The organism is Pseudooceanicola lipolyticus, from assembly GCF_002786325.1.
Lineage (GTDB): Bacteria > Pseudomonadota > Alphaproteobacteria > Rhodobacterales > Rhodobacteraceae > Pseudooceanicola_C > Pseudooceanicola_C lipolyticus.
The window spans coordinates 1-24923 of sequence record NZ_PGTB01000052.1 but is presented as its reverse complement, the minus strand read 5'-3'; the positions used below and the strand labels follow the sequence as shown (position 1 = coordinate 24923).

The window sequence follows — 24923 nt, the reverse complement described above, 5'->3', positions numbered from 1 at the left end:
CGTCACCAGGCGCAGCACCTCCTGCAGCAGCCGCAGCTTGGTGCGGACCTGCACCGCATCGGGCCGCTCGATCGGCATCGGATGCGGGCCGTCGCCCACGGCGATGCGCAGATGCGCCGGGCTGTCTGCGGCAAGACGGTCGAAATCCTCGCCCTTGGCGCGCGTCACCGCCGCGGCAAGCGCCTGGTCCAGCCCGCGCGCACCCAGCGGTGTCGCATGCAGCGCGATGCTGACATGCAACCGCGGATTGCTGAACAGCACGAAATGCTGCGAGGACATCTCGCTGCGTTCCAGCGCCTGTTCGCCCCGCCGGGTCAAAAAGGTGTTGATCTCGGTCAGCAGCTCATCAAACGTCAGGTCCGGCGTGGCGGGATAGAGCAGGGCGGCCTGGGTCGTAAGTGTCGCGTCTTCCATGTCTCGCTCGGTCTTTTGCCTTCGGGCCCGGTTCTGCGCGCCAATCATGGCAAGGATAGGGCAACGCGGCGACGTGGCGGGAATTTGCCCGCGCCGGTCAGACATATGCGGCGGCACGGCCCTTGCGCGACGGCGCCCGCTTGCCCTAAGAGCGGCCGGCATCTGCCGCTGTCACAGGACCCGCCCATGCCGGATTTCCCCGAACTCCTGATCCTTCGTCATGGCGAGACGGAATGGAATCGCCAGGGACGGATGCAGGGTGCGCTGGACAGCCCGCTGACCGATGCGGGCCGCCAGCACGCGCGCGATCAGGGCAGGGTGCTGCGCCGCGTCGGGGTCACCTCCCACAACTGGTACTGCTCGCCGCAGGGCCGGGCGCGGGAAACCGCGCGGCTGGCCAGCGGTGACGGCCCGGTCACACCCGATGAGCGGTTGCGCGAAATCGGCATGGGCGATTGGTCGGGGCGCACGCGCGACGAGATCGCCGCCGAGGCACCGGAATATTTCAGCCCCGACAGCCCGCCGCTGGCCTATTACGGTCATGCCCCGGGCGGCGAGACACCGCAGGCGGTCGCCGACCGGCTGCGGCCCTTCCTTGCCACGCTTGCCGGCCCCGCGGTGATCGTCACCCACGGCGTGACCAGCCGGCTGATCCGCTGCCTGGCGCTGGGTCTGCCGGTCAGCGCCTTTGCCGCGCTGGAAGGCGGGCAGGGGATCGTCTATCGCGTCGCGCCGGGGGTCTATCAGCGGCTGTCGCTGCAGGGGGTCGAGGAACTGGATCTGCCCTGATGCCACGCGGCTCTTGCAAGCGCCGCCAAGCTTGGCTAAACCCGCGCGGCGCGGGTGATTAGCTCAGTTGGTAGAGCGCTTCGTTTACACCGAAGATGTCGGGAGTTCGAGTCTCTCATCACCCACCATATCCTCCCCATTCAAACCGGCAGAGGCAGGCGGAATCCCGACATGCCCCGTACTGCGGCTTGGGGATCTGTGACATCCGGGCCAGTGGTCGGTTAGTCGTCAGACAGTTTCCGGATCAGGTCCTTGAGCGTCTGGACGAACTCGGCCAGCCGCTCGGGCCCGATGGCGCCGTTCAGCGCCGCCAGATGCGCCTTGGTCTTTTCCTCCATCCGCGCCTGCATTTCGATCCCGGCCTGGGTGGCGACACACATATGCGTGCGCCGGTCGCGGCTGGACAGGTGGCGGCGGATCAGGCCGTGATCCTCCATCCACCGCAGGCTTGACGTCACATTGGTCTTGTCCCGCGCCGAGGCCATCCCGATCTGGGTCTGGGTGATGCGCGGATTATAGACGATCAGCGTGAGGATGGTGAAATAGCCGGGCTTCAGCGCCTCGTCGCCCAGCCGTTTCTTGAAGTCGCCATAGGCCGCCTCGTAAGCGACGCGCAGATACAGCCCGACAAAATCGCTGAGAATGCCGTGGTCCAGCTTGTCGAAATCGGGCGGGCTCTGATCGTCCAGCGGCATCGAGGGATAGGCCGGTTCTCGCATCGGCAGACCTATTGCGCCAGGGTGGGCAGCACGGTCACGATCGCCGGGATGGCGATTATGATGGCGATGCGCAGGATGTCGGCGATCACGAAGGGGATCACCCCGCGATAGACCGCACCGGCCGGCAGATCCGAGTTGGTCGAGGTGATCACGAACAGGTTCAGACCCACCGGCGGGGTGATCATCGACAGTTCGGTCACCATCACCGCGAAAATGCCGAACCAGACCGGGTCGAACCCCAGATCGGACACGATGGGAAAGAAAATCGGGATCGTCAGCAGGATCATCGACAGGCTTTCCATGAACATGCCCAGCACCAGGTAGATCATCAGCACCACGAAGATCACCGCCGTGGGGCCAAGCCCGAGATCCTGGATCAGCGTCGACAGCGCCACCGGCAGGCCCAGCAGGTTCATGTAATTCGAAAACACCAGCGCGCCGATCAGCACCAGGAACAGGCTGGCGGTGGTGGTGACGGTTTCGATCAGCGACTCGATAAAGCTGCGTGGGCTCATCGTGCGGCGCCAGATCGCGAAGATCAGCGCGCCGGTCGCCCCGACGCCGCCGGCCTCGGTCGGGGTGATCACCCCCAGGTACAGCCCGCCGATGATCGCGACGAACAGCATCAGGATCGGGCCGACGCTGCGCAGGTTGCCCAGCCGCTCGGCCCAATCGGCCCGCGGCGCCGCCGGGGCACAGGTCGGGTCGATCTGCGAGGTGATGCGGATGGCGATGATATAAAGCACGATGGCCAGAAGTCCGGGCAGGATCCCGGCGATGAACAGCGCGCCGATATCGGTGCCGGTGGTGATGCCGTAAAGCACCAGGATCACCGAGGGCGGGATCAGGATGCCCAGGGTGCCGCCGGCCGCCACCGTGGCCGCCGCGAAGCCATCGGCATAGCCATAGCGCCGCATTTCGGGAATGGCGACCTTGGCCATGGTCGCGGCGGTGGCGATCGACGACCCGCTGAGCGCGGAAAAGCCGCCGCAGGCCAGGATCGTCGCCGCCGCCAGGCCGCCGCGCATATGGCCGATAAAGCCGTGGCTGAGGCGGTACAGGTCTTCCGACATGCGCGCACGGGTCACAAACACGCCCATCAGGATGAACATCGGCAGCACCGAAAGTTCGTAGGACATGGTGGTGTTGATCGGAAGCTGACCGATCATGCCCATGGCCGCGCCTTCCGAGATCGTCAGCGCGATGCCGATCAGACCGACCAGGAGCATGGCCAGCGCGATCGGTATCCCGACGATCATCAGCGCGAAGATGATGGCAAAGCTGAGTGCCGCGGTTTCCCAGACCCCCATTACAGCGCACCCGTTTCTGCGCCCGCGCCCGGCCGGCGGCGGCGCGAGACTTCGAACGCGCAAATCACGAATGCCAGGGCGGTGATGATCAGCATCACCGACATGCCCTGGGCGATGAGTCCCTTGGGAACCCGTAATTCCATTGTAACCTCGTTGTAGGTCAGCAACCGATCGCCCTGCAGCCAGACCCGCCAGGCGACAAAGGCCATCAGCGCCGCGCCCAGGATCTGGCCGATGAAATCTGCCACCCGGCCCAGTCCTGGCGGGAAGCGGTCAGACAGGATCGTGACCCGGATATTGCCGCGGTTGCGGACCATCCAGGGCAGCGCCGTGAACACGATCAGGCCCATGCCGATTTCGATCATCTCGAACCCGCCCATCAAGGGGTTGCGGAACACGTAGCGCATGACGACGCCGACAAAGGTCACCGTCATGACGCAGGCCGCGATCAGGCCCGACAGCCAGGCCAAACCAAGGCACAGGCTGTCGAACGCCGAGATCAGGGCAGGTTTGCGAGGATGGTCCGGGGCCGGGTCTGCGCCCGGCTTTCCGGTGTCCTTGCCTGTCATTTCTGGGTGAACCCGGACTTGTCGGTCAGGTAGTTCTGCACCATCTCGCGGGCATAGCTCAGGATCTCTTCACCGTCGAAGCCCTTGGCATTGGCCTGTTCGATCCATTCGGTTTCCAGCGGCTTCAGGCGGTCGCGGATGGTGGCCAGATCCTCGTCCGACAGGGTGAGGAATTCCGCGCCGTTGTCGCGCAGGGCTTGTTCACCGGTGATATCGTCGCTGGTCCAGGCAAAGCCGGCCAGCATGGCGATGGCCATGCCCGAATGTTTTTCCACCGCGGCGCGCTGGTCATCCGTCAGCGAATTCCAGCTATCCTCGTTGAAGGCAACCCAGAAGGTGTCGGTGTACAGGCCGCCCGGAATCCGGGTCACCGAGGTGATGGCTGGCGTGATGCCGAAGAAGGCGATGGATTCCGAGGGGAAGGTGATGCCATCGGCGACGCCGCGCGACATCGCGGTCTGCGCCTCGGTCGGCGGCAGCTGCACCGGCGATGCGCCCAGTTCGGCCATCATGCGCCCGGTGACGTTGCCACCGACGCGGATGGTCTTGCCTTCGAGATCGGCCAGTGTTTCGACGCGCCCGCCGGCCATGTTGATATTGGGGTTGGAATGGGTGAACAGGCCAACCACATGTGCGCCTTCGTGTTCACCATATTCGGCGCCGAATTTCTGATAGGTCAGCCATGACGCGGCAGAACCGGCCCAGGGATCGGGTGACATGAAGGGCAGGTCGATCACCTGGGTCATCGAGAAGCGGCCGGGATTGTGGCCGCTGACGCCATAGCCGACATCGAAGGATTGGTCGAGCAGCAGGTCGAACTGTGCCGGCGGCGGCCCGAGCGCCGAGGTCATGATCTCGAATTGCAGCGATCCACCGGTTTCATCCTCGATCGCAGCGGCCCAGGGCTTGAGGATCTTGCTGACGATCAGGTGATGCGGCGGCAGCCAGTTTCCCAGCCGCAGAGTGGTGACCTCTTGGGCCAGGGCGGGAAGGCCCAGCACGCTGATCGCGGTGGAGAGGGTCAGGGTTTTCCAGTGCTTCATCTTGGGTACTCCTTGTTGGTTGGCGTTGTTATTGTTGTGGTTTTACAAGTCTGTCGGCGCGCTGAGTTTGAAGATCTCCAGCGCGTCGGCGGTGGCGCCGCCGCGCACGGTCAGCAGCCTGAATTGTTCCGCGGCCATGGCGGTAAAGGGCACCGGCGAGGTGCAGGACCGGGCCAGGTCGCAGACCGAATCCAGATCCTTCAGCATGGTATAGACATGGCCCAGCGGCGGCTCGTGCTGGGCGTTGACCATGCGCGGCACGAACAGCTGAAGCGGCTTGCTGTCGGCAAAGCCGCCGGCCAGCGCCTCGGGCAGACGTTGGGCATCGACACCGGCATTGGTGGCCAGCCGCGCCGCCTCGGCCAGCACCGCCATGGTGCAACCGACAATCACCTGGTTGCACAGCTTGGTGGTCTGACCGGCGCCGATCGGCCCCATCAGGGTGAAGCGGGCCGCCATCTGCAGCACGAAAGGTGTCACACGGTCGAAACTGGCCGCGTCCCCGCCCGCCATGATCGCCAGCGTGCCCATCTCGGCACCCGGAACGCCGCCCGACACCGGTGCGTCGATCCACTCCATGCCGGCCTCGTCCTTCAGCCGGGCGGCCATGTCGCGCGTCGCCTCGGGCTGGATCGAGGAAAAATCGACCAGGACCGAGCCCTTGCGCGCGCCCTTGGCGATCCCGGTTTCGCCAAAGACCGCCTCGCGCACGGCGGCGGTGTCGGTGAGGCACATGAACACGATGTCCGATTTCGCCGCGACATCGGCAGCGCTCGCTCCTAGTGTCGCGCCGCGCTGTACCAGTGGTTCGGCCTTTTCGGCGGTGCGGTTCCAGACGGTGACCGGATTGCCGGCGTCGATCAGCCGGGTTGCCATCGGCGCGCCCATCAGGCCGGTGCCGATGTAGCCCAGTTCGGTTTTCCCACTCATGACCGTGCTCCCTTGATCTTGCCGCGACTCTGATCCGGCCATTGCGCGTTACCGGCATGGGTCACCGCGCCAGCATTGGCCTGGCCGACGGTGGCCGCGTATTTCGACAGCAGACCGCCCCGGTGCAGCGTCGGCGGGGCCGTCCAGTCGGCCTTGCGTTGTGCCAATTCCTCTTCGGAGACATCCAGCGTGATGGTTGCGGCCTTGCCGTCGATGGTGATGGTATCGCCATTGCGCACCAGACCCAGAGGGCCGCCGATGGCGGCCTCGGGCGCGGCATGGCCGATGCACATGCCGCGGGTCGCGCCGGAAAACCGGCCATCGGTCAGCAGGGCGACCTTTTCGCCCATGCCCTGACCATAGATCAGCGCGGTGAGACCCAGCATTTCGCGCATACCCGGCCCGCCAACCGGACCTTCGTTGCGTACGATCAGAACCTGGCCGGCCTCGTAGTCGCGCGCATGGACCGACTCGACCGCCTCATCCTCGGATTCGAACACCCGTGCGGTGCCGGTGAAGACCAGCGATTTCAGCCCGGCGACCTTCAGCAGCGCGCCATCGGGACACAGGTTGCCCTTTAGCACCACGACCCCGCCCGAAGGCATGATCGCCTCGGTCACGGTGCGGATCACCTCGCCATCCGGCTCCGGGGCGTCGGCGACCTCTTCGGCCAGGGTCCGGCCGGTGACGGTCAGCGTGTCGCCATGCATAAAGCCATGTTTGATCAGTTCCTTGATCACCACATGGGCGCCGCCGATCTCGTAGACGTCCTTGGCATGGTATTTGCCGCCGGGGCGCAGGTTGCCGATAAAGGGCGTGCGCTGCAGTACCTCGGCCACGTCATCAGCGGTAAAGCTGATCCCGGCCTCATGGGCGATGGCAGGGATATGCAGCGCGGTGTTGGTCGACCCGCCGGTGGCGGCGACAATCGCGCAGGCGTTTTCCAGCGCCTTGCGGGTGACGATCTCGCGCGGCAGCGGGCCGCCGCGTTCCAGGATATCCATGACCAGCGCGCCGGCCCGCTGACCGACGCCGCGGCGGCTGGAATAGACACCCGGGATCATCGCGGAATTGGGCACGGTGAGGCCCAGCGCCTCGGAAACCATCGCCATGGTATTGGCGGTGAACTGCCCGGCGCAGGCGCCAATGGTGGGCTTGCAGGCCTCTTCCAGCTGCGCCAGCTCATCCTCGGTCATGGTGCCCGCCTGCACGGCGCCAACCGCCTCGTAAGTGTTCAAGACCGAAACATCCTGGCCCTTGAACCGCCCCGGCAGGGCCGAGCCGCCATAGACAAAGACCGAGGGCACGTTGCAGCGGACCATGCCCATGATCACACCCGGCAGGGTCTTGTCGCAGCCGCCATAGCCGATCAGGCCGTCATAGGCATGGCCGTGAATCACCGCCTCGATGCTGTCGGCGATAATCTCGCGGCTGACCAGGCTGAATTTCATGCCCTCGTGGTTCATGCCCACGCCGTCCGAGACCGAAATCGTGGTAAACTCGCGCGGGGTTCCGCCGGCCATCGACACGCCTTCCTTGGCATATTCGACCTGGTCGTAATGCGTCATGTTGCAGGGCGTGACCTCGCCTTTCTGGCTGACCACCCCGATCATCGGCTTGGCGATTGCCGCGTCATCCAGCCCCATGGCGCGCATGAAGGCGCGGTGCGGCGTGCGGTCGATGCCATCGGTGGTGATGCGCGAGCGCAGGTTTTCGGAGCCGGCCTTGGCGTTCGGTTGCTTCGGATCAGATGGAGCGGACATGATACTCCCTTCCGAGAAGGTTGGATTTGATAATATTCATAGTTGAAGGAAAAGTGCGAATCTCCTTTCCTGTCAATGTTGAATTCACGGAACACAGCCATGCAATTGATCTCTAACATCTCGATGCTCTTTACAGGGCTGCCGCTGGCGGATCGGCTTGCCGCTGCGCGCGACGCAGGCTTTGACGGGGTCGAGATCCAGTTTCCCGAGGTGGATGATATCGATCCGCTGCGAACCGCCATCGATGACACCGGGTTGCCCGTTGTGCTGATCAACGTCCCACGCGGGGTCGGCGACGAGGTCGGTCTGGCCTGTTTGCCGGATCGGCAGGAAGATTACCGCGCCGCCGTCCAGCTTTGTGCCGGGCAGGCGGCTGCCCTGTCGGTGCGCAAGGTCAATGTATTGTCGGGCCGTCCCACCGCAGGGGCGGACCCGGCGGCCTGCCGCCGAACATTGATCGACAACCTGCGCCATACGGCGGATGTGATGTCAGATATCGGCGTGCAGGTGATGGTCGAGCCGGTCAACCCGATGGATGTGCCCGGCTTTTTCTTGACCGGCCTCGAGGCCGCGACCGGGGTTCTGGCCGAGGCGGATCATCCCAACCTGTTCCTGCAGTTTGATTTCTATCATATGGCGCTTACCGAACCGGATCTGAGCACCGCCATTGCCCGGGCGGCCCCCTGGATCGGGCACGTGCAATTTGCAGACGCGCCGGGGCGCAATGAACCCGGCAGCGGCGGGATCGACTTTACCGCCGCGCTGCAGGCGCTGCGCGACACCGGATATGCCGGTGCCGTATCGGCAGAATACCGGCCCGCCGCAGACACGGCGGCGGGATTGGGATGGATGAAGAGCTTTAGAAAGGCACTGGCATGACCGACACGACAACCCGAGAACTCATTCTGCAGGATTTGCGCAGCGCGGCGCCCTTCGCGGCGCATGCAACCACGCCGCCGCGTGATCTGAGCGCCGCCTATCAGTTGCAGGATGCCGTCGCTGAACAGTTGGTCACGGATCCGGCCTTTGGCCCGGTCGCAGGCTGGAAAATCGCGGTCAATTCCGCGGCGTTGCTGGCGCGGTTCGGCATGAGCGAGCCGGTCAGCGGGCGTATCTTTGAAGGGCAAAGGCATGACGTCCCCGCCGAACTGACCGCTTCGGATTATCGCCAATTCGCCATCGAACCCGAAATCGCCGCGATCATCGGCACGACCCTGGCGCCGCAGGATGCGCCCCGTGACGCGGACACCGTGAAGCGGGCGATTGCGCGGTTTGTGCCCGCCATGGAACTGCTGGACATGCGCGATGCGGATATGCCCAACATGCACCTTCCCGATGCGGTGGCGCAGAACATCTCGAATGTGGGCGCCTTGATCGGCGGGCCGGGTGTGGCGCCCGATCAGCTGGACCTTGCCGCGCTCCGGATGACACTGTCGCTGGACGGTGAGATACAGCACGACGCAACCGGCGCAGCGCCGCAGCACCCGGTCGAGGCGGTGACCTGGCTGGTCAACCACCTGTCCCAGCGCGGCCTGACACTGGCGGCCGGGCAGGTCGTGCTCTGCGGCACGCACAGCCCGATCTGGTATCACAATGGCACCGGCCAGATCGAGGTGCAGATGTCCGGACTGGGCGGGGTCAAGGCGACATTGACCTAGATACGACAAGCAAGCTTTTCGCGGAAAAGTTGTGCAAAGTGGGTCGCGGGGCGGTCCGGGGCGGTGCCCCGGGCCACCATTCGGGTGCTTTGCGCACCGCCGGATGCACATGCCGCAGGCATCAAGTGTGGCAATTTTGCAACATCCGAATCGGCCATGAAAGCGTCACCCGCCGCAACAGAACCGTTCGAATCGTAGCGTAGGTTGCGGCAAAAGCTGGGCCGAACCGAATTTCACCGGCTCCTTCAGTGGGTTGCCGAGGGCGGTGAACAGCGCAATGATTCGTCCACACTCCGGCGCGTCGCTTCCTTCATGATCTTGTTTCAATAGGCCGATTTGGCCACGATATCTTCTATATGGGTCAGAATTCTGCCACACTAGGTTGCAATGATGGCCGTCCACTGCATCAGGAGAAGATCATGAAACATGTCATGAGCAAGACCAGAAAAGTATGTTATTCCTTACTTGCGTTGTTCATCATCGCCCTGCCGGCGCAGGCGCAAGATATCCTCACGGTTGCAACGGACGACGGTCAGAAAACCTATTCTTTCGAACAGCTGACCGAACTGCCGCAAACCACGGTCAAGACAAAAAACGACTATATCGACGCGCGGTCCACATTTTCCGGCCCGAGCCTGAAAATGGTGCTGGAACAAAACGGCATCGGGCCCGATGCCGAATTGAAAATGCAGGCGCTGAACGATTTCTCGGTGACGGTTCCGGCCGCCGATGCGTTTAATTACGACGTAATCCTCGCCGTTCTGAAAGATGGTGAGAAAATGCCAATTCGCGACAAGGGACCGATCTGGGTGATCTACCCGATGGATGACCATGCGGAATTGAGCGATGACCTTTATAACGGGCGGCTGGTCTGGCAGCTGAAAAGCATCACCACTCAATGAGAATACCCACTCGCAAGATTCGGGCTGCCTTGCTCATTCCGTTCTTCGGCGCAACCTTGCTTTGCGCCGGAGTTCTGCTGACGTTGAACAAGCATGTCAAAACGGTCAACGTGGCCGAGCAGAGCGATCCGCTTTGGATTACGTCTCAGCTGCAGTTCGAATTCTTGCGACTAAAGGAAAGCATTAACAACTATGCTTTCGGGGAAGTTTCTCCTGCAGATGTTGAACTGCGTTTCAATATCGCCTGGAGCCGTATCGACGTTATCATGTCCGGGCGAATGTCGGTATTGACCGATGAACTGAATGTCGACAACGCACCGATCCATGCGCTCAAAACCACCTTCGAACAGCTGGAATCCGAAATCCTGGCCTTTCCACCGAGCGAGGCCTCGCTGGCCGAGCGCAGCCAGGCGGCGCGCGCGGTCATCGGCCAATTGAATGCGCATGACCTGGAACTGAGGGATTTCTCGCTTGAACTGGCGCAGTCTAAGGCGCGCCTGATGGCAGATTTCCGCACGGTCGTGGTCTCGCTCTCGCACGAGATCGCCTATCTGCTGCTCCTGATCTTTCTGTTGGTGGTAATCTTTACTGCGTTCCTGGGGCTGGAACTGCAGGAAAGCCGCGCCAACGCCAAGAATATGGAAATGCTGGCCCGGCAGGCCGAGTCCGCGTCGGAGGCGAAAGACAAGTTCATGAGCGCGGTCAGCCATGAATTGCGCACGCCATTGACGTCAATTCTTGGGGGAATTCAATTGCTTCGCGCGGCCTATCGCGATGCTTTGGACGAAAAGGCCTTCAAGATCGTCGAGATTGCCCAGCGCAATTGCGAGCGTCTTCTGGCCCTGGTCAATGACATTCTGGACGCCCAAAGCATTCTTGCGGGCAAGGTCCACCTGAACAAGGAAGCGATGGATCTGAACACCCTGGTCGAAAGCGCGGTGGAGGATTGCCAAGCCTATGCCAGCCGCCTCGATGTCGCGTATGAATTTGACCGGAAAGATCGCGAACTCTTCGCGGTGGTCGACCAAGGGCGCATCACCCAGGTCTTGACCAACCTGCTATCAAACGCCGCCAAGTTCACCAGCAAGGGTGACAAGATCCGGGTGCGGGCCGAGGAAACCGGCGACTGGATCAAGGTCGAGGTGCAGGACCACGGCAGGGGCATCCCCGAAAGTGAATTCCCCAATATCTTCACGCGCTTTCATCAGGTCAGCCCCGGAGAAAGCGGCTCGACCAAAAGCAGTGGTTTGGGCCTAAGCATTTCGAAACAACTGATCGAGATGCATGGCGGGCAAATCGGTTTTGAAAGCGTGCTGGGACGCGGATCGACCTTTTGGTTCAAACTGAAAAAGGGCCGAAAACCGCAGAACTGCTCCGAGACAAAGCCGCAGAAAGTTTTAAAGGCGGCGAACGCATAATTTTTTAAAGTAATTCAGTTCTCAAGTATTTGGACCTCCGGCAGACTTTCTGACCGGTTTTTTTATCCGTCCACCCTTTGCTCACCCAGCGCGGCAACGGCGGGGTTTGCTTCGACAAGCCGATTGATCATCCGATAATCTCTTCGGTAGAAGTCGATAATTTTATCCCGCGTATGGTTCGGTATATTGACCTGCAGCCGCTGGCTTTCGTTCTGGTCGATGCAAAACGGCCGGCGCAGCGTTCCCGTGGTGCTGTCGATCCAGTCGAGCACCGTATCGATACCGTTTTCAAAGCGGAACAGCTTGGTTTCCGCATCGACAAAATCGGATTGCGGTCTGATGTGATTGTCGCAGACGGTCGGGTCGGCCTGATACATTTCGAAAACCAGGTCGACCCATTCCTCGAAAGTGCCGAAAAAGGTTTGCCCCCAATCCAGTTCCAGCAGAACCGCATTTTCGGGTTTATGGCCGTTTGCACTTTGCTCCGGTTGCGCCGCACGGGTGAAGCGATAGCGGAATTCGCTCAGAATCCGGTCCAGCGGATCGCGGATCACCGCAAAGCGGTGGTCGACGAATCCCAGCGGCAGCAGGGTTTTCGATGTGGCGATGTCCATATGCTGCGGCGTCGTGTTGGCACAGGAAACCGGAGTCCGGCTGTGCAGCGCGACTTGCCCGATCGCGCGGAGATAGCTGGTCACATAGGAGCCGCCGGTCTTGGGAATGTGGATAAAATGCAAGATCTTGTTGCGCACCCGAGCGATCGGCATGCCTGGTCCTTCCTCACTGCTCTGATGCTGTATTACCCACTTGATCGGTCGCGTCCAGTTTGGCGGCGGGTCAAGCGGAAATCGGGCGGCAGCGGCCTGAAACGCGCCGAACCCGGAATCTCGTGTCAATGCCGAAGTGGAATTGTTTCCTGCGTATGCCGGGATTCACCGGTCGGGCGGGCTGCGCAAGGCCTGCAAAATGCCGGGCCAGGCGCTGCCATCGCCCCCGGAAAACGGGATGGCTGCCTCGACCTAACTAGACCTGCGGCAGCGCGCGGGACCGGGCCGACATCCGGAACAGCGTGATGGCCAACACCAGCGGCACCAGTGAAGCCACGGCCAGGATCCGCAGGGTATCGGCGGCGCCCAGCCGGTCGATCAGCCAGGCGCCGACCGAGGGCGCGCCGGCCGAGGCCAGCAACATTGGCGTCGCTAGGCGGCCCATGGTGCGGGCATAGCCATCGGACCCGAAAACCGACAGCGGCAGTGCCCCGCGCGCAATCGACCACAAGCCGTTCCCGGCGCCATAGGCGATCATCACCGCCGCCGCCGGAAGGCCGAATTGCAATCCGCCAAAGCCGATCAGGATCGCGGTCGTGGCCACCAGCATGGTCCAGATCGGATGATGCCGACCGCGTCCCAGCATTTCCAGAACCCGCGCGCCCACCTGCGACGGGCCGATCAGCGTGCCGATGCCGATGGCGGCGGCGATGCCATAGCCGGTGGCGGTCAGCAGGGTGACAAAATGCACCGACCAGATCGTTGCCAGCGTCGACATCAGGATGCCGGCTCCGGCCAGGCACAGAAACCGCGGGTCCAGCACCGGCACCGCCGGTGGCAGCGGGCTATGCACCTTGGTTCCCGGTGCCGGCCGCGCCGCGCGGGGCAGCCCGAACAGGGCCAGCGGCAGGGTCACGACCATATGCAGCGCGGCATAGCTGAAACAGGCATTGCGCCAGCCGACGACCTCGACCAGCCAGGCCGATAGCGGCCAGCAGACCGTGCTGGCAAAGCCGCCCCACAGTGTCAGCTGGGTGATGGCCGCGCGCGCATCACGCCCGAAAATGCGCCCCAGCGCGGAAAAGGCGGCGTCATACAAGCCCCCCGCCATGCCCAGGCCCAACACCACCCAGGCGGCGTAATAGGCGGGGAGGGACCGCGCCAGGCCCAGCAGGACCAGCCCCAGCGCCAGCAGGCACATGCCGCCGGCAAGCACCGGGCGGCCGCCGCGCGCCTCGATCAGCCGCCCGGTCAGGGTTGCGGCCAGCCCCGACACCAACAGCCCCACCGACACTCCGGCCGACACCGCCGCACCGGACCAGCCGGTTTCGGCGGCAATTGGCTGCGCCAGCACCGCGATCAGGTAAAAGCTGCTGCCCCAGGCGAAGATCTCGATGATGCCCAGCGCCGAAACCGTCTTCAGGCGGGCCAATCCGCTCATGCTGACAACTCGGCGGCGCTCTTGTCGGCACAGCCGCAGCCGGATTGCCCCTGCGCCTTGGCCACTTCGTCCTGGACGCAGCAGGCCGTGCTGTCGGCGACCGGGGCGCCGCCGCAGCAGCCTGCCTCCGCCGGCGCGCTGCTGACCTTGCAGACGCCGGTTTCCGGCAGCTTCAACCGCACCTCGCGGGCCGCGGTGGGATCGCCGGCAAGTTCGGCCACGACCGAGCGCACCTGCTCATAGCCGGTGGTCATCAGGAAGGTCGGCGCGCGGCCATAGCTTTTCATGCCGACGATGTAGAAATCCCGTTCGGGATGGCTCAGTTCCACCACGCCATGCGGGCGCACGGTGCCGCAGGAATGCAGGTTCGGGTCGATCAGCGGCGCCAGCGCCGGCGTCGCCTCGACCACCGGGTCAAGCGACAGGCGCAGCTCGGACAGGGGCGACAGGTCGGGGCGGAAACCGGTGGTCACCACGATACGGTCGACATCGAAGACGACGGGCTGGCCATCTTCCAGGCCGCTGACCCGCAGGCCGTCGGCCTGCCGGTCGATCCGCTGCACCACAAAGGGCGACCGAAAGCTCAGCCGCCCCGAGCGGATCGCCTCGGCTGCGCGCAGGCCCAGCCGGCCCCGGCCGGGCAACTCGTCACCCAGCCCGCCGCCCAGCAGCCGCGCGATCCCGCCCGAACGGGTGGCCCAGGTCAGGCGCGTCCCGCTGGATTCCTCCTGCAGGTCGATCAGGTCCAACGCGGTGTTGATGGCGGAATGCCCGGCGCCGATCACCAGGCTGTGCTTGCCTTCATAGGCGTCACGCGCCGCGCCGCGCACATCGGGAATGCCATAGCTGATGCGGTCGGCATTCTCGATCTCGCCGTCCACCGGCAGCCCGTCCGTGCCGATCGGGTTCGGGGTGGTCCAGGTGCCCGAGGCGTCGATCACCGCGCGCGCCAATGTCCGGTGACGTTGCCCTTCGGCGTCGCGCCAGACCAGCACGAAGGGGGCATCGTCACGGCCGGCGCTGGACAGTTTCGAATGTCCCGCCCGGGCAACCGCGATCACCTCGGTGCCCAGGCGCAGGGTCGGCGCGATGGCCGGGTGGGCGGCCAGCGGGGCGAGGTAATCGGCAATCAGCTCGCCGCCGGTGGGAAGATGTTCGGGATCGGGCATCGTCCAGCCTGCCGCCTCAAGCAGATCACGTGCCGCCGGGTCGACATTGTATTCCCAGGGCGAGAACACCCGCACATGCGCCCAGTCGGCGACTGCGGCGCCAACGGATGCGCCACGCTCGAACACAATCGGGTCCAGGCCACGCGCCAGCAATTGGGAAGCCGCCGACAGGCCAACCGGGCCGGCGCCAATGACGGCCACCGGAAAAGAACTGCGATCCATGCTTTATATTCCTTCCATATTTCCGGTAATTTGGAAATACCGGGCAAAAAATCACTCGGCCAGGGCGGCCTTTGCTTCCGTCGCGCAGGACCGGCCGGGGCCGGTCTCGTCCGCGCAGCATTCATCGGCGAGATAGCCGATCAGGGCCTCCATCGCCGGGTATTCGGCGTGACAGATCAGGCTGGTGCCCGATCGGTCCTGACGCACCAGCCCCTGATCCACCAGCCGCTTCATGTGATGCGACAGGGTCGAGGCGGCAAGGCCGACACTGTCCTGCACCTGGCCCATGGACAGGCCACCAAACCCGGCGCGCACCAGGGTCCGGTAGATCAGAAGGCGGGTCGGATTGCCGAGCGCCTCTAGTTGGCGGGCTGCTATTTCGATGTTCATGGAAATAGAATGGGGCCTGCGCGCGGCGGCGTCAATATCTATTTCGAAGATTTTCGAAAAAGGTCTCCGAAGTCAAAACCAGGTCAGCACCGTCAGGCCAGCGCGGCATCGCTCTGGCCGCTCAGGCGGCCCGAGGTCAGTGCCGCCAGCGCCACCATCACCGCCGCCGTTCCCAGCACCAGCGGCAGACCGCCCAGCTGATAGGTCAGCCCCGACAGCAGCGTGCCGATCAGCCGCCCGCCGGCATTGGCCATGTAGTAGAACCCCACATCCATGGTGACCCGTTCCGACTTGGTAAAGGCCAGGATCAGGTAGGAATGCAGCGAGGAGTTTACCGCGAAGATCGCGCCGAAAACCAGCAACCCGGCAATCAGCGTCACCGTCAGCCAGGTTTCGGGCCCCGATGACAGCAGAACCGCGCCAGTCAGAGCCGCGGGCACCACGAACAGTGCGCCCGCCCAGCCGCGCGCGGCCTCGATCAACTCGCTCTCAGGCCGGTTGGCGGCGCGCAGGATGCGCGGCGCGCTGGCCTGCACCGCGCCGTATAGGATGACCCATACCGCCATGAAGCTGCCGATCAGGAAAAAGGCCATCCGGTTGCCTTCTTCGGTCCCGTCCGACAGCACCGCGTAGAAATAGATCGGGATGCCGACGACAAACCAGACATCGCGGGCGCCAAACAGAAACACCCGCGCCGCCGACAGCCAGTTCACATTGGCCGATTTCGAAAACACCTCGGAAAACTTCGCGCCCTTGCGGCCGCGGGGCAGGCCGGCGGGCATGAACAACGCCACCGCCACCAGGATGACTGCCAGGACGATGGCCATGGCCAGCACCGCCCAGGTAAAGCCCAGCGTCGCCAGCAAGGCCGCGCCCAGCAGGAAGCCCAGCCCCTTCACCGCGTTTTTCGATCCGGTCAACACCGCGACCCAGCGAAACAGCCCGCCGTCCTCGGTCGGGGCCAGCAGCTTGACCGCGGATTTCGACGACATCTTGGCCAGATCCTTGGCAACGCCGCTGGCGCCCTGCACACACATCACAAACGCAACCGAGGCGCCGATCGCCCAGCCCGGATCTAATTGGGTCAGCGCCAGCAAGGCCAACACCTGCACCCCCAGCCCGGCATACAGCGTCGAGGTCAGCCCGAACCGCGCGGCGATCCAGCCGGCGGCTAGGTTGGTGCCCATCCCGGCGATTTCATAGAGAATGAACAGATAGGCCAGCTGCACCGGCGAAAAGCCCAGCGTGTGGAAATGCAACAGCACCAGCATCCGCAGCGCACCATCGGTCAGCATGAAGGCCCAATAGGCGGCGGTCACCGCGATATAGGCCGACAGGCCTTCCGGACGCGCACTCACAGCGTTGCACCCACCATCAGTGCCACGTCGACCAGCCGGTGGGCATAGCCCATCTCGTTGTCGTACCAGGCATAGACCTTCACCTGGGTGCCGTTGATCACCATGGTCGAGGGCGCGTCGACGATGCCCGAGCGGGGATCATTGGTGTAATCGGCCGAGACCAGCGGCCGGGTCTCGTAGCCCAGGATTCCCTTGAGCGGGCCGGCGGCGGCGGCTTCGAAGGCGGTGTTGACCTCTTCGGCGGTGGTGGCGCGCTCGACCTCGAAAACGCAATCGGTCAGCGAGGCGTTCAGCAGCGGCACCCGCACCGCATGGCCGTTCAGCCGGCCCTTCAACTCGGGATAGATCAGCGTGATCGCCGTGGCCGAACCGGTGGTGGTCGGGATCAGCGAGGTCAGCGCCGAACGGGCGCGGCGCAGATCCTTGGCCGGGCGGTCGACGATGGTCTGGGTGTTGGTCACGTCATGAATCGTGGTCATCGAGCCGTGCTTGATCCCGAAGGTCTCGTGGATCACCTTCACCACCGGTGCCAGGCAATTGGTGGTGCAGGAGGCGGCGGTGACGATCCGCTGCGTTGCGGGGTCGTAGGTCGCATCGTTGACGCCGAAAACGATATTGGCGGCATTGCCGTCCTTCACCGGGGCGGAAACCACCACCTTTTTCACCCCGGCCTCGAAATAGGGGGCGAGCTTGGCTTCGGTCTTGAACGCGCCGGTGCAGTCGATCACCACATCGACCCCGTCCAGCGGCAGCGCGCTCAGGTCCTTGGTGCCGATGAAGGGCAGGCGGGTGCCGTTGATGGTCACGCTGTGATCGTCGTGGGAAAATTCCGCGTCCCAGCGGCCATGCACCGAGTCGAATTCCAGCAGATGCGCCTGCATCGCGGGATCGCCCACCGCGTCGTTGATCCAGGCGATCCGCGCACCGCGTTCCAGCAGCGGCTTCAGCGCCAGTTTTCCCATACGGCCCAGGCCGTTCACTGCATAAGTCGTCATGCCAGCGCCTCCGGCGGGGTGCGGCCAATCTCGTCGATGGCGGATTGCAGGGCGATGCGGTCCAGGCTGTCCACCGGCAGCGCGCTGAACGCCTCGATCCGCCGTTTCAGCGCGCCATAAGCCTGCTGAAAGGCCAGGCTTTTCTCGGCATCGCTGCCCTCGACCTTGACCGGGTCCGGCATCCCCCAATGTCCGCTGACCGGCTGGCCCTCCCAGGCCGGGCATTCCTCGTTTGCCGCGCGGTTGCAGACGGTAAAGACAAAATCGAGCCGCGGCGCGCCCGGACCGGAAAACTCCGAGACATGTTTCGACCGCAGCACCGAGATGTCATGGCCCTTGTCCTGCAGCACCTTCAGCGCGAAGGGGTTGAGCTCGGAAGAGGGCCGGGTGCCGGCGGAATAGACGTTGAACCGGTCTTGCGCCCTTTCACGCAGGATCGATTCGGCAAAAATCGACCGCGCCGAATTCCCGGTACAGATGAATAGAACGTTGAATTTGCGGTCAGACATGGGGTCAGATCCTGTGATGAGAGGGAGGCAAAGCTCGGGGCGGCCACGGCAGCAATCGACAAACAGGAAACCGAACATTTGTTGCACGTTTGTGACGTTGATCGCGTAGAGCAGCGACGTGCCGGCGCGTTCCTGCACCACCAGTCCGGCGCGTTGAAGCGCGGCCAGATAGGTGGACATCGTGCTGGCCTTGATGCCCAGCGCGGTGGCGATTTCACCGGCGGGCACCTGGTCGGGATGCCGCCGAACCAACAGGCGGAACACCGCCAGCCGCTGCGGATGACCAAGCGCGGTCAGTTGATTTGAAACGTCTGTTTCCATAATTCATGGATTAATGAAATATGGGCGTGTTTCAAGTGAAAGTTTTTTGACAGTTCCGCTTGGCAATGCCCTGCATCAGCCCGGCCGGGGGCGGGACCGGGGCAGACCTGTGTAACCTGCGTAAGCGGCTAAAGCCCTGCCGGCCCGCTTTCATTCAGCCTGGACAGTTCGCCAATCAGCGCCGACAGCCCCTGGCTGAAATGCGCCACACCCAGTTGGCTGGTATGGCCGTAATCCACCAACATCGGACCCGTGGTGACCGTGTTGCACTCTTCGATGCGGCCGCAGAACAACGCCACGGTGTCGACGAATTCCACGTTTTTCCAATCGACCTGCGCCGCCGCGTCGCGAAAGGTGTCCAGCTTGGCCAGATCAGGCCGGATCCGCGCCGCGGCCTCGGGTCCGAACCGCTTGTAGGTCAGTGCAAAATCGGCAAATTCCGGCATCGGTGTGAACAGGAAGACCCGGTCATAGCGCGCCGACCAGTAGTCGGCGAGTTCCTGCAACCGCTCCGGAGTGTCTTCGCCGGGGGAAAAGCGGTTCGAAATCACGATATTGCGGATGCCGCGTTCTCGCATCTCGCTGTGAAAGAATTCCAGCAGGATGTTGCAATCGGCCTCGGCAAAGGCGCGTGGCCAAAGCGGGCAGGAGGCGCCGGTGATCTGGATGACGTCGATGCCCGCGGCGCGGAACGCCGCCGCACGGTCGGCCGCGTGGCTGTCGCCATAAATCGCGATCGGGGTTGCTTCCAGTCCCGGACGCCCCCGACCGTCGCAATCCCAACGTGCCATGAAGGTCTCCGGGCGCACTTCGCTGGTATATTCGCTGTAATGGCAGAGGTCGTTGCGGATCAGCCCCAGACGCTCTTCGAACAGCTTGTCCATCAGCGCGCTTTGATCCCAATAGCTGGCCGGCATGCGCGCCGGATAGCCGTCTTGCACATGGCCCACCACGCCGATCCCGGCAAAGGCCAGACTGCCGGCAAAGGCGGCGCCGAACACCGCGCTGCGCCGCGGCAGAACCCCGCCGCCGCGGCCGCGGAACGGCTGTTCGACAAAGCGCCAGCTGAGATAGGCCAGCACCAGTGACAGACCCGCCAGCGCCAGCATCACCCAATGGTCCGGGCGCTGCGGGCTCGCCAGCCGCGCAAAGGCAAAGACCGGCTGGTGCCAGAGATAGGCGCTGTAGCTGATCAACCCGATCCCCACCAGCGGCCGCAGCGACAGCAGCCGCCCGACCAGGGTGTGCCGCGCCGCGAACAGGATGATCGGCGCGGTGCCCGCGATCGGGGCCAGGGTGAACAGGCTGGGAAACGGAGTCTGCCCGTCATACAGCACCATCGGTACCACCACCAGCAGCAGCCCTAGCAGTGCCGGCAGGTTGCGCCCCTTTGGTTTGCCTTCGCCCAGATACAGCGCGCAAAGCGACCCGGCCAGCAATTCCCAGGCCCGGAAAGGGGTGAGAAAGAAATTGGCCTCGGGCGAATGGCGCCAGCCCCATTCGCAGGCGGCCAGGCTGGCCAGCGCCAGCGCCGCAACGACCCAGATCGCCGGGCGCCGCCCGAACCGCCAAAGCAGCCACAAGAGCAACGGGAAAAACAGGTAATATTGTTCTTCGACCGCAAGGCTCCAGGTGTGCAGCAGGGGTTTCAATTCGGCATCGGCGGCGAAATAGCCGGTTTCGAAGAAGAACAGGAAATTTGAAGAAAAGGTGATCACCGCCACCAGGCTTTGCGAAAAATCCCGCAATTGGTCGGGCAGCATCCACAGCCAGGCAAAGGGCAGGGTACATACCATCATGAAAAACAGCGCCGGAAGAATCCGTCGCGCCCGCCTTTCATAGAACCGCAGCAGCGAAAACGTGCCGCGTTCCAGCTCGGCGGCGATGATGGTGGTGATAAGGAAGCCGCTGATCACGAAAAATACGTCGACCCCGACAAATCCGCCGCTGAAGAACTCGACGCCGGCATGAAACAGGATTACGGGCAGAACGGCAACAGAACGCAGGCCGTCAATTTCCTCGCGGTACTTCAAAGAATAACTCCGGACAATAAATCGTCGAAATGGAACTGCGCCGGTTCTGGTGCGAACCGACAAGCGCTGAATTAAGCACGGTTTCCAATATACCGTTGGAATCTGTCAATATGGAGGGGCGAAATTACACATCTTCTGTTGCTGACGCGTATAAATGTTTGCGTCCGCAGCGGGCATTGTCGTTAAAAAACACACATTGAAATGATATGTCTCTCGGCGGCGCCGCAAGTTCGGCCGCGCTTTTTCGCTGATTTCAGGCATTCGAAACGGACAACCGCTGCGTTCGACAGGCCGGTTTCTACCCCCGCCGTCCGCGACGCCGACGGCCACCGCTGTCGCCGCCGGTGTTGAAGGTCACCTCGGGCAGGTCGGCGACGCCGCGCAGGATCGGGAAGGGATCGACCGAATTGGGGATATGCGAGGCGTTGACAAAATGCTCCTGGAACCGCGGCTCGATGGCGGTCTCTACCTTGTGGATCGCGCGCACCGTCTGTTCGATCAGGCGCCGCGCCTCGGTGTTCAACAGCGCGATCCGCGCTCCGGTCCCGGCGGCGTTGCCGGCCGAGGTGACCTTGTCCAGCGGCGCGTCGGGGATCATGCCCAGCACCATGGCGTGTTTCGGGCTGATATGGGCACCAAAGGCCCCGGCCAGTACGATGCGATCGACGTGATCGACGCCGCGCTTGTCCATCAGCAGGCGGGCACCGGAATACAGCGCCGCCTTGGCCATCTGGATGGCGCGAATGTCGGGATTGGTGATGGCGATCACCGGCCCGCCGGAGGCGCTGCCGTCATACAGCATGTAGGAATGTGTGCGCCCGTCGGCAAAGCAGCGCGCGGTGCCGGTCTGCTCGGGCGAGCCGATCAGGCCGGGGCCGTCGACGATGCCGGCCAGCCGCATCTCGGCAATCGCCTCGATGATGCCCGAGCCGCAGATCCCGGTGATGCCGGTCGCGGCGGTGGCGGCGGCAAAGCCGTCCTCGTCCGACCACAGCTCGCAACCGATCACGCGAAAGCGCGGCTCCTTGCTGACCGGGTCGATCTCGACCCGTTCGATGGCGCCCGGCGCGGCGCGCTGGCCGGCACTGATCTGCGCGCCCTCAAAGGCCGGTCCGGTGGGCGAGGAACAGGCCATCACCCCCGACTTGTCGCCCAGCAGCAGCTCGGCATTGGTGCCGACATCGACGATCAGAACCAGGTCTTCGGACTTGTCGGGCGCCTCCGACAGGGCCACGGCGGCGGCATCGGCGCCGACATGGCCGGCGATGCAGGGCAGGACATAGACCCGCGCCGACGGGTGCAGGTCCAGATCCAGCGCCCGCGCGGTCAGGTTCAGCGCCTCCGAGGTCGCCAGTGCAAACGGCGCCTGGCCCAGTTCGAACGGGTCGATGCCCAGGAACAGATGGTGCATCACCGGGTTGCAGACAAACACCGCATCAAGGATCTCGGTCGCGGCAATCCCGGCCTCGGCACAGATCTGGGCAAACAGCGTGTTCATCCCGTCGCGCACCGCCGCCGTCATCTCGGCCGCGCCGCCCGGGTTCATCATCGCATAGCTGACCCGGCTCATCAGGTCCTCGCCAAAGCGGATCTGCGGGTTCATCAGCCCCGACGAGGCCACCACCGCACCACTGCGCAGATCGCAGAGATGCGCGGCAATGGTGGTCGAGCCCAGATCGACCGCCAGACCATAGACCGGTTCGTCGCGCAGGCCGGGCCACAGTTCGATCACCGTCGGTACGCCCGCCGCCCCGTGATGCAGCGCGCAGGTGACCTTCCAGCCGCCCTTGCGCAGCATCGGCTGCAACCGGGGCAGCAGCGCCAGATCGACCTGCGCCGCGGCAATCTGCCATTGCGCCGCCAGCGCCGCCTGCAACCGCTGCACATCGCCCGAGGGGTCGTGCATGTCGGGCTCGGCCACCTCGACGTAATGCAGGGTGATCGCCGGGTTCAGCACGATCTCGCGCGCCTCGGCGCGTTTGCGCACCACCTGCTTGTGCACCTGGCTTTCCGGCGGCACGTCGATCACCACGTCGCCCAGGATCTGCGCCTGACAGCCCAGGCGCCGGCCCTCCTTCAGCCCGCGCTTGGATTTGTACCGCTCTTCCACCGTATTCCAGGCGCTCAGCGCGCCGTCGCGCACGGTGACGCCATGTTTGGGGAATTCGCCATAGGACGGCGTGATCTGGCAGCGCGAACAGATGCCGCGGCCGCCGCAGACGCTGTCCAGGTCGACGCCAAGCTGGCGCGCGGCGGTCAGAACCGGGGTGCCGGCGGCAAAACGGCCGCGCTTGCCCGAGGGGGTGAAAACTACAAGGGGGTCGGTGGTCATGCAGATGCCTTTGAGTCGCCGCGCCACACTAACGCATCGGCGCGGCCGCGATGGCGGATTTGCGTCCTTTTCCGGTCGCCAAGCGGCAGTTTGCGCGCCCCGTGCCTCGGGTGTGGCGACAAGATATTGTGGGCACCCCTTTCCCCCCCAGCGAAACCATGCAATAGGGAAGCGCCAAACGGGACGATGCATGGGGATTCGATATGCAGATTCGTGAGGCGCTCACCTTCGACGATGTTCTACTGGTTCCGGCGGCCAGCTCGGTGCTGCCGTCGACGGCGGATGTGCGCACCCGTGTGACCCGGGCCATCACCATGAACATTCCGCTGCTGTCCAGCGCCATGGACACGGTCACCGAAGGTCGCATGGCCATCGCCATGGCCCAGGCGGGTGGCATGGGCGTAGTGCATCGCAACCTGGATATCGAGGCCCAGGCGCAGGAGGTTCGCCGCGTCAAACGCTTCGAAAGCGGCATCGTCTACAACCCGATCACCCTGACACCCGACCAGACACTGGCCGACGCGATGGCGTTGCGCGAGCGGTATAACGTCACCGGCTTTCCGGTGGTGGACGAGAGCGGCCGCGTGGTCGGTATCGTCACCAACCGCGACATGCGCTTTGCCAGCGACGAGAAAACCCCGGTGCGGGTGATGATGACCAGCAAGGACCTGGCGGTGCTGCACGAACCCGCCGACCGCGACGAGGCAATCTCGCTGATGAAGGCGCGGCGCATTGAAAAGCTGCTGGTCACCAATGCCGCGGGCAAGCTGACCGGGCTGCTGACGCTCAAGGACACCGAACAGGCGGTGCTGAACCCGACCGCCTGCAAGGATCACCTGGGCCGGCTGCGGGTGGCGGCGGCCTCGACCGTGGGCGATGCCGGCTTTGAACGGGCCGAGGCGCTGGTGGATGCCGGTGTCGACATGATCGTGATCGACACCGCTCACGGCCATTCCGAAGGTGTGGCCAAGGCGGTGGAGCGGGCCAAGAAGCTGTCCAACGAAGTACAGGTCGTGGCCGGCAATGTCGCCACGGCCGAGGCCACCCGCGCGCTGATCGGCGCCGGGGCCGATGCGGTGAAAGTGGGGATCGGGCCGGGCTCGATCTGCACCACGCGGATGGTCGCGGGCGTCGGCGTGCCGCAACTGACCGCGATCATGGATTGCGCCGCGGCTGCTGGCGACGTGCCGGTGATCGCCGATGGCGGCATCAAGTTCTCGGGCGATTTCGCCAAGGCGATCGCCGCGGGCGCCTCTTGTGCCATGGTCGGTTCGATGATCGCCGGCACCGACGAATCTCCTGGAGAAGTCATTCTGTATCAAGGTCGTAGCTTCAAAAGCTATCGTGGCATGGGAAGTCTGGGCGCGATGGCGCGCGGCTCGGCCGACCGTTATTTCCAGAAGGATGCCGCCAGTGACAAGCTGGTGCCGGAAGGGATCGAGGGGCAGGTGGCTTACAAGGGCGCGGCGGCCACCGTGCTGCACCAGCTGGTTGGCGGCCTGCGCGCCGCCATGGGCTATACCGGCTGCGCCAATGTCGAAGAGATGCGCAAGAATTGCCAGTTCGTGAAGATCACCGGCGCCGGGCTGAAGGAAAGCCACGTGCATGACGTGCAGATCACCCGCGAAAGCCCCAATTACCGGATCATGTAAATGACCCCGGCCGCGCGGGTTCAGGCGGCGATCGGCTGTCTCGACCGGATATTCGCCGGTGACGCGGCCGAACAGGTGCTGACCGGATGGGCCCGGGCCAGCCGCTATGCCGGATCGAAAGACCGCGCCGCCGTGCGCGACCATGTCTTCGATGCGCTGCGCTGCCGCCGCAGCTTCGCCGCACTTGGCGGCGGTGCGGACGGGCGCGCGGCGATGCTG

At 64.0% G+C, this 24923-nt stretch carries 22 protein-coding genes, 1 tRNA gene and 1 pseudogene; 8 read left to right on the top strand and 16 right to left on the bottom strand.

The genetic code is table 11. The features are described 5' to 3' along the window. A partial coding sequence (locus CVM52_RS13330) for a hypothetical protein (protein WP_133119844.1) occupies window positions 1-414 on the bottom strand: 414 nt, incomplete at its 3' end. A gap of 186 nt (window positions 415-600) precedes the next feature. On the opposite strand from CVM52_RS13330, the gene CVM52_RS13325 reads away from it, so the two are divergent. Both CVM52_RS13325 and CVM52_RS13320 read left to right on the top strand, forming a co-directional pair. Beyond that, complete coding sequence (locus tag CVM52_RS13325) at window positions 601-1203, top strand: histidine phosphatase family protein (RefSeq protein ID WP_100162986.1); 603 nt, start codon at window positions 601-603, stop codon at window positions 1201-1203. 52 nt (window positions 1204-1255) lie between these two features. Continuing rightward, window positions 1256-1331 (top strand) — tRNA-Val (locus CVM52_RS13320). A 93-nt stretch (window positions 1332-1424) separates the two neighbouring features. On the opposite strand, the gene CVM52_RS13315 is transcribed toward CVM52_RS13320, so the two are convergent. Genes CVM52_RS13315 through ilvD form a run of 6 tightly spaced genes read right to left on the bottom strand, consistent with a single transcriptional unit; the run spans window position 1425 to window position 7537 of the window. Beyond that, complete coding sequence (locus CVM52_RS13315) at window positions 1425-1922, bottom strand: MarR family winged helix-turn-helix transcriptional regulator (protein ID WP_100162985.1); 498 nt, start codon at window positions 1920-1922, stop codon at window positions 1425-1427. 8 nt (window positions 1923-1930) lie between these two features. After that, the gene (locus tag CVM52_RS13310) at window positions 1931-3232 is read right to left on the bottom strand and encodes a TRAP transporter large permease (RefSeq protein WP_100162984.1); all 1302 of its coding nucleotides are present in this window, start codon (window positions 3230-3232) and stop codon (window positions 1931-1933) included. Then, window positions 3232-3801 carry a TRAP transporter small permease gene (locus tag CVM52_RS13305; RefSeq protein ID WP_100162983.1) on the bottom strand — a complete coding sequence of 190 codons (570 nt, stop codon included), beginning with the start codon at window positions 3799-3801 and terminating at the stop codon, window positions 3232-3234. The genes CVM52_RS13310 and CVM52_RS13305 overlap by 1 nt, the downstream gene beginning before the upstream one ends. Then, window positions 3798-4844: a TRAP transporter substrate-binding protein gene (locus tag CVM52_RS13300; protein ID WP_100162982.1), complete on the bottom strand. Its 1047-nt coding sequence runs from the start codon at window positions 4842-4844 to the stop codon at window positions 3798-3800. Before CVM52_RS13300 ends, CVM52_RS13305 begins: the two co-directional genes overlap by 4 nt. 42 nt (window positions 4845-4886) lie before the next feature. After that, complete coding sequence (locus CVM52_RS13295; protein WP_172720999.1) at window positions 4887-5774, bottom strand: NAD(P)-dependent oxidoreductase; 888 nt, start codon at window positions 5772-5774, stop codon at window positions 4887-4889. After that, window positions 5771-7537 carry a dihydroxy-acid dehydratase gene (ilvD, locus tag CVM52_RS13290; protein WP_100162980.1) on the bottom strand — a complete coding sequence of 589 codons (1767 nt, stop codon included), beginning with the start codon at window positions 7535-7537 and terminating at the stop codon, window positions 5771-5773. Before ilvD ends, CVM52_RS13295 begins: the two co-directional genes overlap by 4 nt. Window positions 7538-7636: 99 nt before the next feature. Between ilvD and CVM52_RS13285 the strand changes: the two genes are divergently transcribed. The 4 genes from CVM52_RS13285 to CVM52_RS13270 all read left to right on the top strand — a co-directional run bounded on the left by CVM52_RS13285 (window position 7637) and on the right by CVM52_RS13270 (window position 11515). After that, entirely contained in the window at window positions 7637-8416 is a 780-nt protein-coding gene (locus CVM52_RS13285) for a hydroxypyruvate isomerase family protein (RefSeq protein WP_172720998.1), read from the top strand. After that, on the top strand, window positions 8413-9195 hold the full coding sequence (locus tag CVM52_RS13280; protein ID WP_100162978.1) for a 2-keto-4-pentenoate hydratase: 783 nt from the start codon (window positions 8413-8415) through the stop codon (window positions 9193-9195). Before CVM52_RS13285 ends, CVM52_RS13280 begins: the two co-directional genes overlap by 4 nt. Window positions 9196-9614: 419 nt before the next feature. Beyond that, window positions 9615-10097, top strand: a complete 483-nt coding sequence (locus CVM52_RS13275) for a putative pterin-binding protein (protein WP_240620957.1) — start codon at window positions 9615-9617, stop codon at window positions 10095-10097. After that, window positions 10094-11515, top strand: coding sequence for a sensor histidine kinase (locus CVM52_RS13270; protein WP_100162977.1), 1422 nt, complete (start codon window positions 10094-10096; stop codon window positions 11513-11515). The genes CVM52_RS13275 and CVM52_RS13270 overlap by 4 nt, the downstream gene beginning before the upstream one ends. 62 nt (window positions 11516-11577) lie before the next feature. Here CVM52_RS13270 and CVM52_RS13265 read toward each other — a convergent pair whose 3' ends face one another. The 9 genes from CVM52_RS13265 to CVM52_RS13225 all read right to left on the bottom strand — a co-directional run bounded on the left by CVM52_RS13265 (window position 11578) and on the right by CVM52_RS13225 (window position 23052). After that, window positions 11578-12282: a sulfotransferase family 2 domain-containing protein gene (locus CVM52_RS13265; protein ID WP_100162976.1), complete on the bottom strand. Its 705-nt coding sequence runs from the start codon at window positions 12280-12282 to the stop codon at window positions 11578-11580. A gap of 256 nt (window positions 12283-12538) precedes the next feature. After that, the gene (locus CVM52_RS13260; protein ID WP_100162975.1) at window positions 12539-13723 is read right to left on the bottom strand and encodes an MFS transporter; all 1185 of its coding nucleotides are present in this window, start codon (window positions 13721-13723) and stop codon (window positions 12539-12541) included. Continuing rightward, window positions 13720-15114 (bottom strand): FAD-dependent oxidoreductase, encoded by a 1395-nt coding sequence (locus tag CVM52_RS13255; RefSeq protein ID WP_100162974.1) that lies wholly within the window; start codon window positions 15112-15114, stop codon window positions 13720-13722. Before CVM52_RS13255 ends, CVM52_RS13260 begins: the two co-directional genes overlap by 4 nt. Window positions 15115-15165: 51 nt before the next feature. Then, entirely contained in the window at window positions 15166-15504 is a 339-nt protein-coding gene (locus CVM52_RS13250; RefSeq protein WP_100162973.1) for an ArsR/SmtB family transcription factor, read from the bottom strand. A gap of 92 nt (window positions 15505-15596) precedes the next feature. Beyond that, window positions 15597-16862 (bottom strand): organoarsenical effux MFS transporter ArsJ, encoded by a 1266-nt coding sequence (gene arsJ / locus CVM52_RS13245; RefSeq protein ID WP_100162972.1) that lies wholly within the window; start codon window positions 16860-16862, stop codon window positions 15597-15599. Next, on the bottom strand, window positions 16859-17857 hold the full coding sequence (locus tag CVM52_RS13240) for an ArsJ-associated glyceraldehyde-3-phosphate dehydrogenase (RefSeq protein ID WP_100162971.1): 999 nt from the start codon (window positions 17855-17857) through the stop codon (window positions 16859-16861). The genes arsJ and CVM52_RS13240 overlap by 4 nt, the downstream gene beginning before the upstream one ends. Further along, window positions 17854-18687: an arsenate reductase/protein-tyrosine-phosphatase family protein gene (locus CVM52_RS13235; protein ID WP_100162970.1), complete on the bottom strand. Its 834-nt coding sequence runs from the start codon at window positions 18685-18687 to the stop codon at window positions 17854-17856. The genes CVM52_RS13240 and CVM52_RS13235 overlap by 4 nt, the downstream gene beginning before the upstream one ends. 128 nt (window positions 18688-18815) lie before the next feature. Then, window positions 18816-20720 carry an acyltransferase family protein gene (locus tag CVM52_RS13230; protein WP_100162969.1) on the bottom strand — a complete coding sequence of 635 codons (1905 nt, stop codon included), beginning with the start codon at window positions 20718-20720 and terminating at the stop codon, window positions 18816-18818. 298 nt (window positions 20721-21018) lie between these two features. Then, window positions 21019-23052 (bottom strand): ASKHA domain-containing protein, encoded by a 2034-nt coding sequence (locus CVM52_RS13225; protein ID WP_100162968.1) that lies wholly within the window; start codon window positions 23050-23052, stop codon window positions 21019-21021. A gap of 203 nt (window positions 23053-23255) precedes the next feature. Here CVM52_RS13225 and guaB point away from each other — a divergent pair, with 203 nt between their 5' ends. Both guaB and CVM52_RS13215 read left to right on the top strand, forming a co-directional pair. Next, window positions 23256-24704 carry an IMP dehydrogenase gene (gene guaB / locus CVM52_RS13220; RefSeq protein WP_100162967.1) on the top strand — a complete coding sequence of 483 codons (1449 nt, stop codon included), beginning with the start codon at window positions 23256-23258 and terminating at the stop codon, window positions 24702-24704. Beyond that, window positions 24705-24923 (top strand): annotated as a pseudogene (locus CVM52_RS13215) (RsmB/NOP family class I SAM-dependent RNA methyltransferase); the annotation flags it as partial. It abuts the gene before it with no gap.

What these genes read in the sequence shown, in the direction of transcription:
- CVM52_RS13325 (WP_100162986.1), top strand. Translation starts at nt 601, where the DNA reads ATGCCGGATTTCCCCGAACTCCTGATCCTTCGTCATGGCGAGACGGAA.
- CVM52_RS13315 (WP_100162985.1), bottom strand. Translation starts at nt 1,922, where the DNA reads ATGCGAGAACCGGCCTATCCCTCGATGCCGCTGGACGATCAGAGCCCG.
- CVM52_RS13310 (WP_100162984.1), bottom strand. Translation starts at nt 3,232, where the DNA reads ATGGGGGTCTGGGAAACCGCGGCACTCAGCTTTGCCATCATCTTCGCG.
- CVM52_RS13305 (WP_100162983.1), bottom strand. Translation starts at nt 3,801, where the DNA reads ATGACAGGCAAGGACACCGGAAAGCCGGGCGCAGACCCGGCCCCGGAC.
- CVM52_RS13300 (WP_100162982.1), bottom strand. Translation starts at nt 4,844, where the DNA reads ATGAAGCACTGGAAAACCCTGACCCTCTCCACCGCGATCAGCGTGCTG.
- CVM52_RS13295 (WP_172720999.1), bottom strand. Translation starts at nt 5,774, where the DNA reads ATGAGTGGGAAAACCGAACTGGGCTACATCGGCACCGGCCTGATGGGC.
- ilvD (WP_100162980.1), bottom strand. Translation starts at nt 7,537, where the DNA reads ATGTCCGCTCCATCTGATCCGAAGCAACCGAACGCCAAGGCCGGCTCC.
- CVM52_RS13285 (WP_172720998.1), top strand. Translation starts at nt 7,637, where the DNA reads ATGCAATTGATCTCTAACATCTCGATGCTCTTTACAGGGCTGCCGCTG.
- CVM52_RS13280 (WP_100162978.1), top strand. Translation starts at nt 8,413, where the DNA reads ATGACCGACACGACAACCCGAGAACTCATTCTGCAGGATTTGCGCAGC.
- CVM52_RS13275 (WP_240620957.1), top strand. Translation starts at nt 9,615, where the DNA reads ATGAAACATGTCATGAGCAAGACCAGAAAAGTATGTTATTCCTTACTT.
- CVM52_RS13270 (WP_100162977.1), top strand. Translation starts at nt 10,094, where the DNA reads ATGAGAATACCCACTCGCAAGATTCGGGCTGCCTTGCTCATTCCGTTC.
- CVM52_RS13265 (WP_100162976.1), bottom strand. Translation starts at nt 12,282, where the DNA reads ATGCCGATCGCTCGGGTGCGCAACAAGATCTTGCATTTTATCCACATT.
- CVM52_RS13260 (WP_100162975.1), bottom strand. Translation starts at nt 13,723, where the DNA reads ATGAGCGGATTGGCCCGCCTGAAGACGGTTTCGGCGCTGGGCATCATC.
- CVM52_RS13255 (WP_100162974.1), bottom strand. Translation starts at nt 15,114, where the DNA reads ATGGATCGCAGTTCTTTTCCGGTGGCCGTCATTGGCGCCGGCCCGGTT.
- CVM52_RS13250 (WP_100162973.1), bottom strand. Translation starts at nt 15,504, where the DNA reads ATGAACATCGAAATAGCAGCCCGCCAACTAGAGGCGCTCGGCAATCCG.
- CVM52_RS13240 (WP_100162971.1), bottom strand. Translation starts at nt 17,857, where the DNA reads ATGACGACTTATGCAGTGAACGGCCTGGGCCGTATGGGAAAACTGGCG.
- CVM52_RS13235 (WP_100162970.1), bottom strand. Translation starts at nt 18,687, where the DNA reads ATGGAAACAGACGTTTCAAATCAACTGACCGCGCTTGGTCATCCGCAG.
- CVM52_RS13225 (WP_100162968.1), bottom strand. Translation starts at nt 23,052, where the DNA reads ATGACCACCGACCCCCTTGTAGTTTTCACCCCCTCGGGCAAGCGCGGC.
- guaB (WP_100162967.1), top strand. Translation starts at nt 23,256, where the DNA reads ATGCAGATTCGTGAGGCGCTCACCTTCGACGATGTTCTACTGGTTCCG.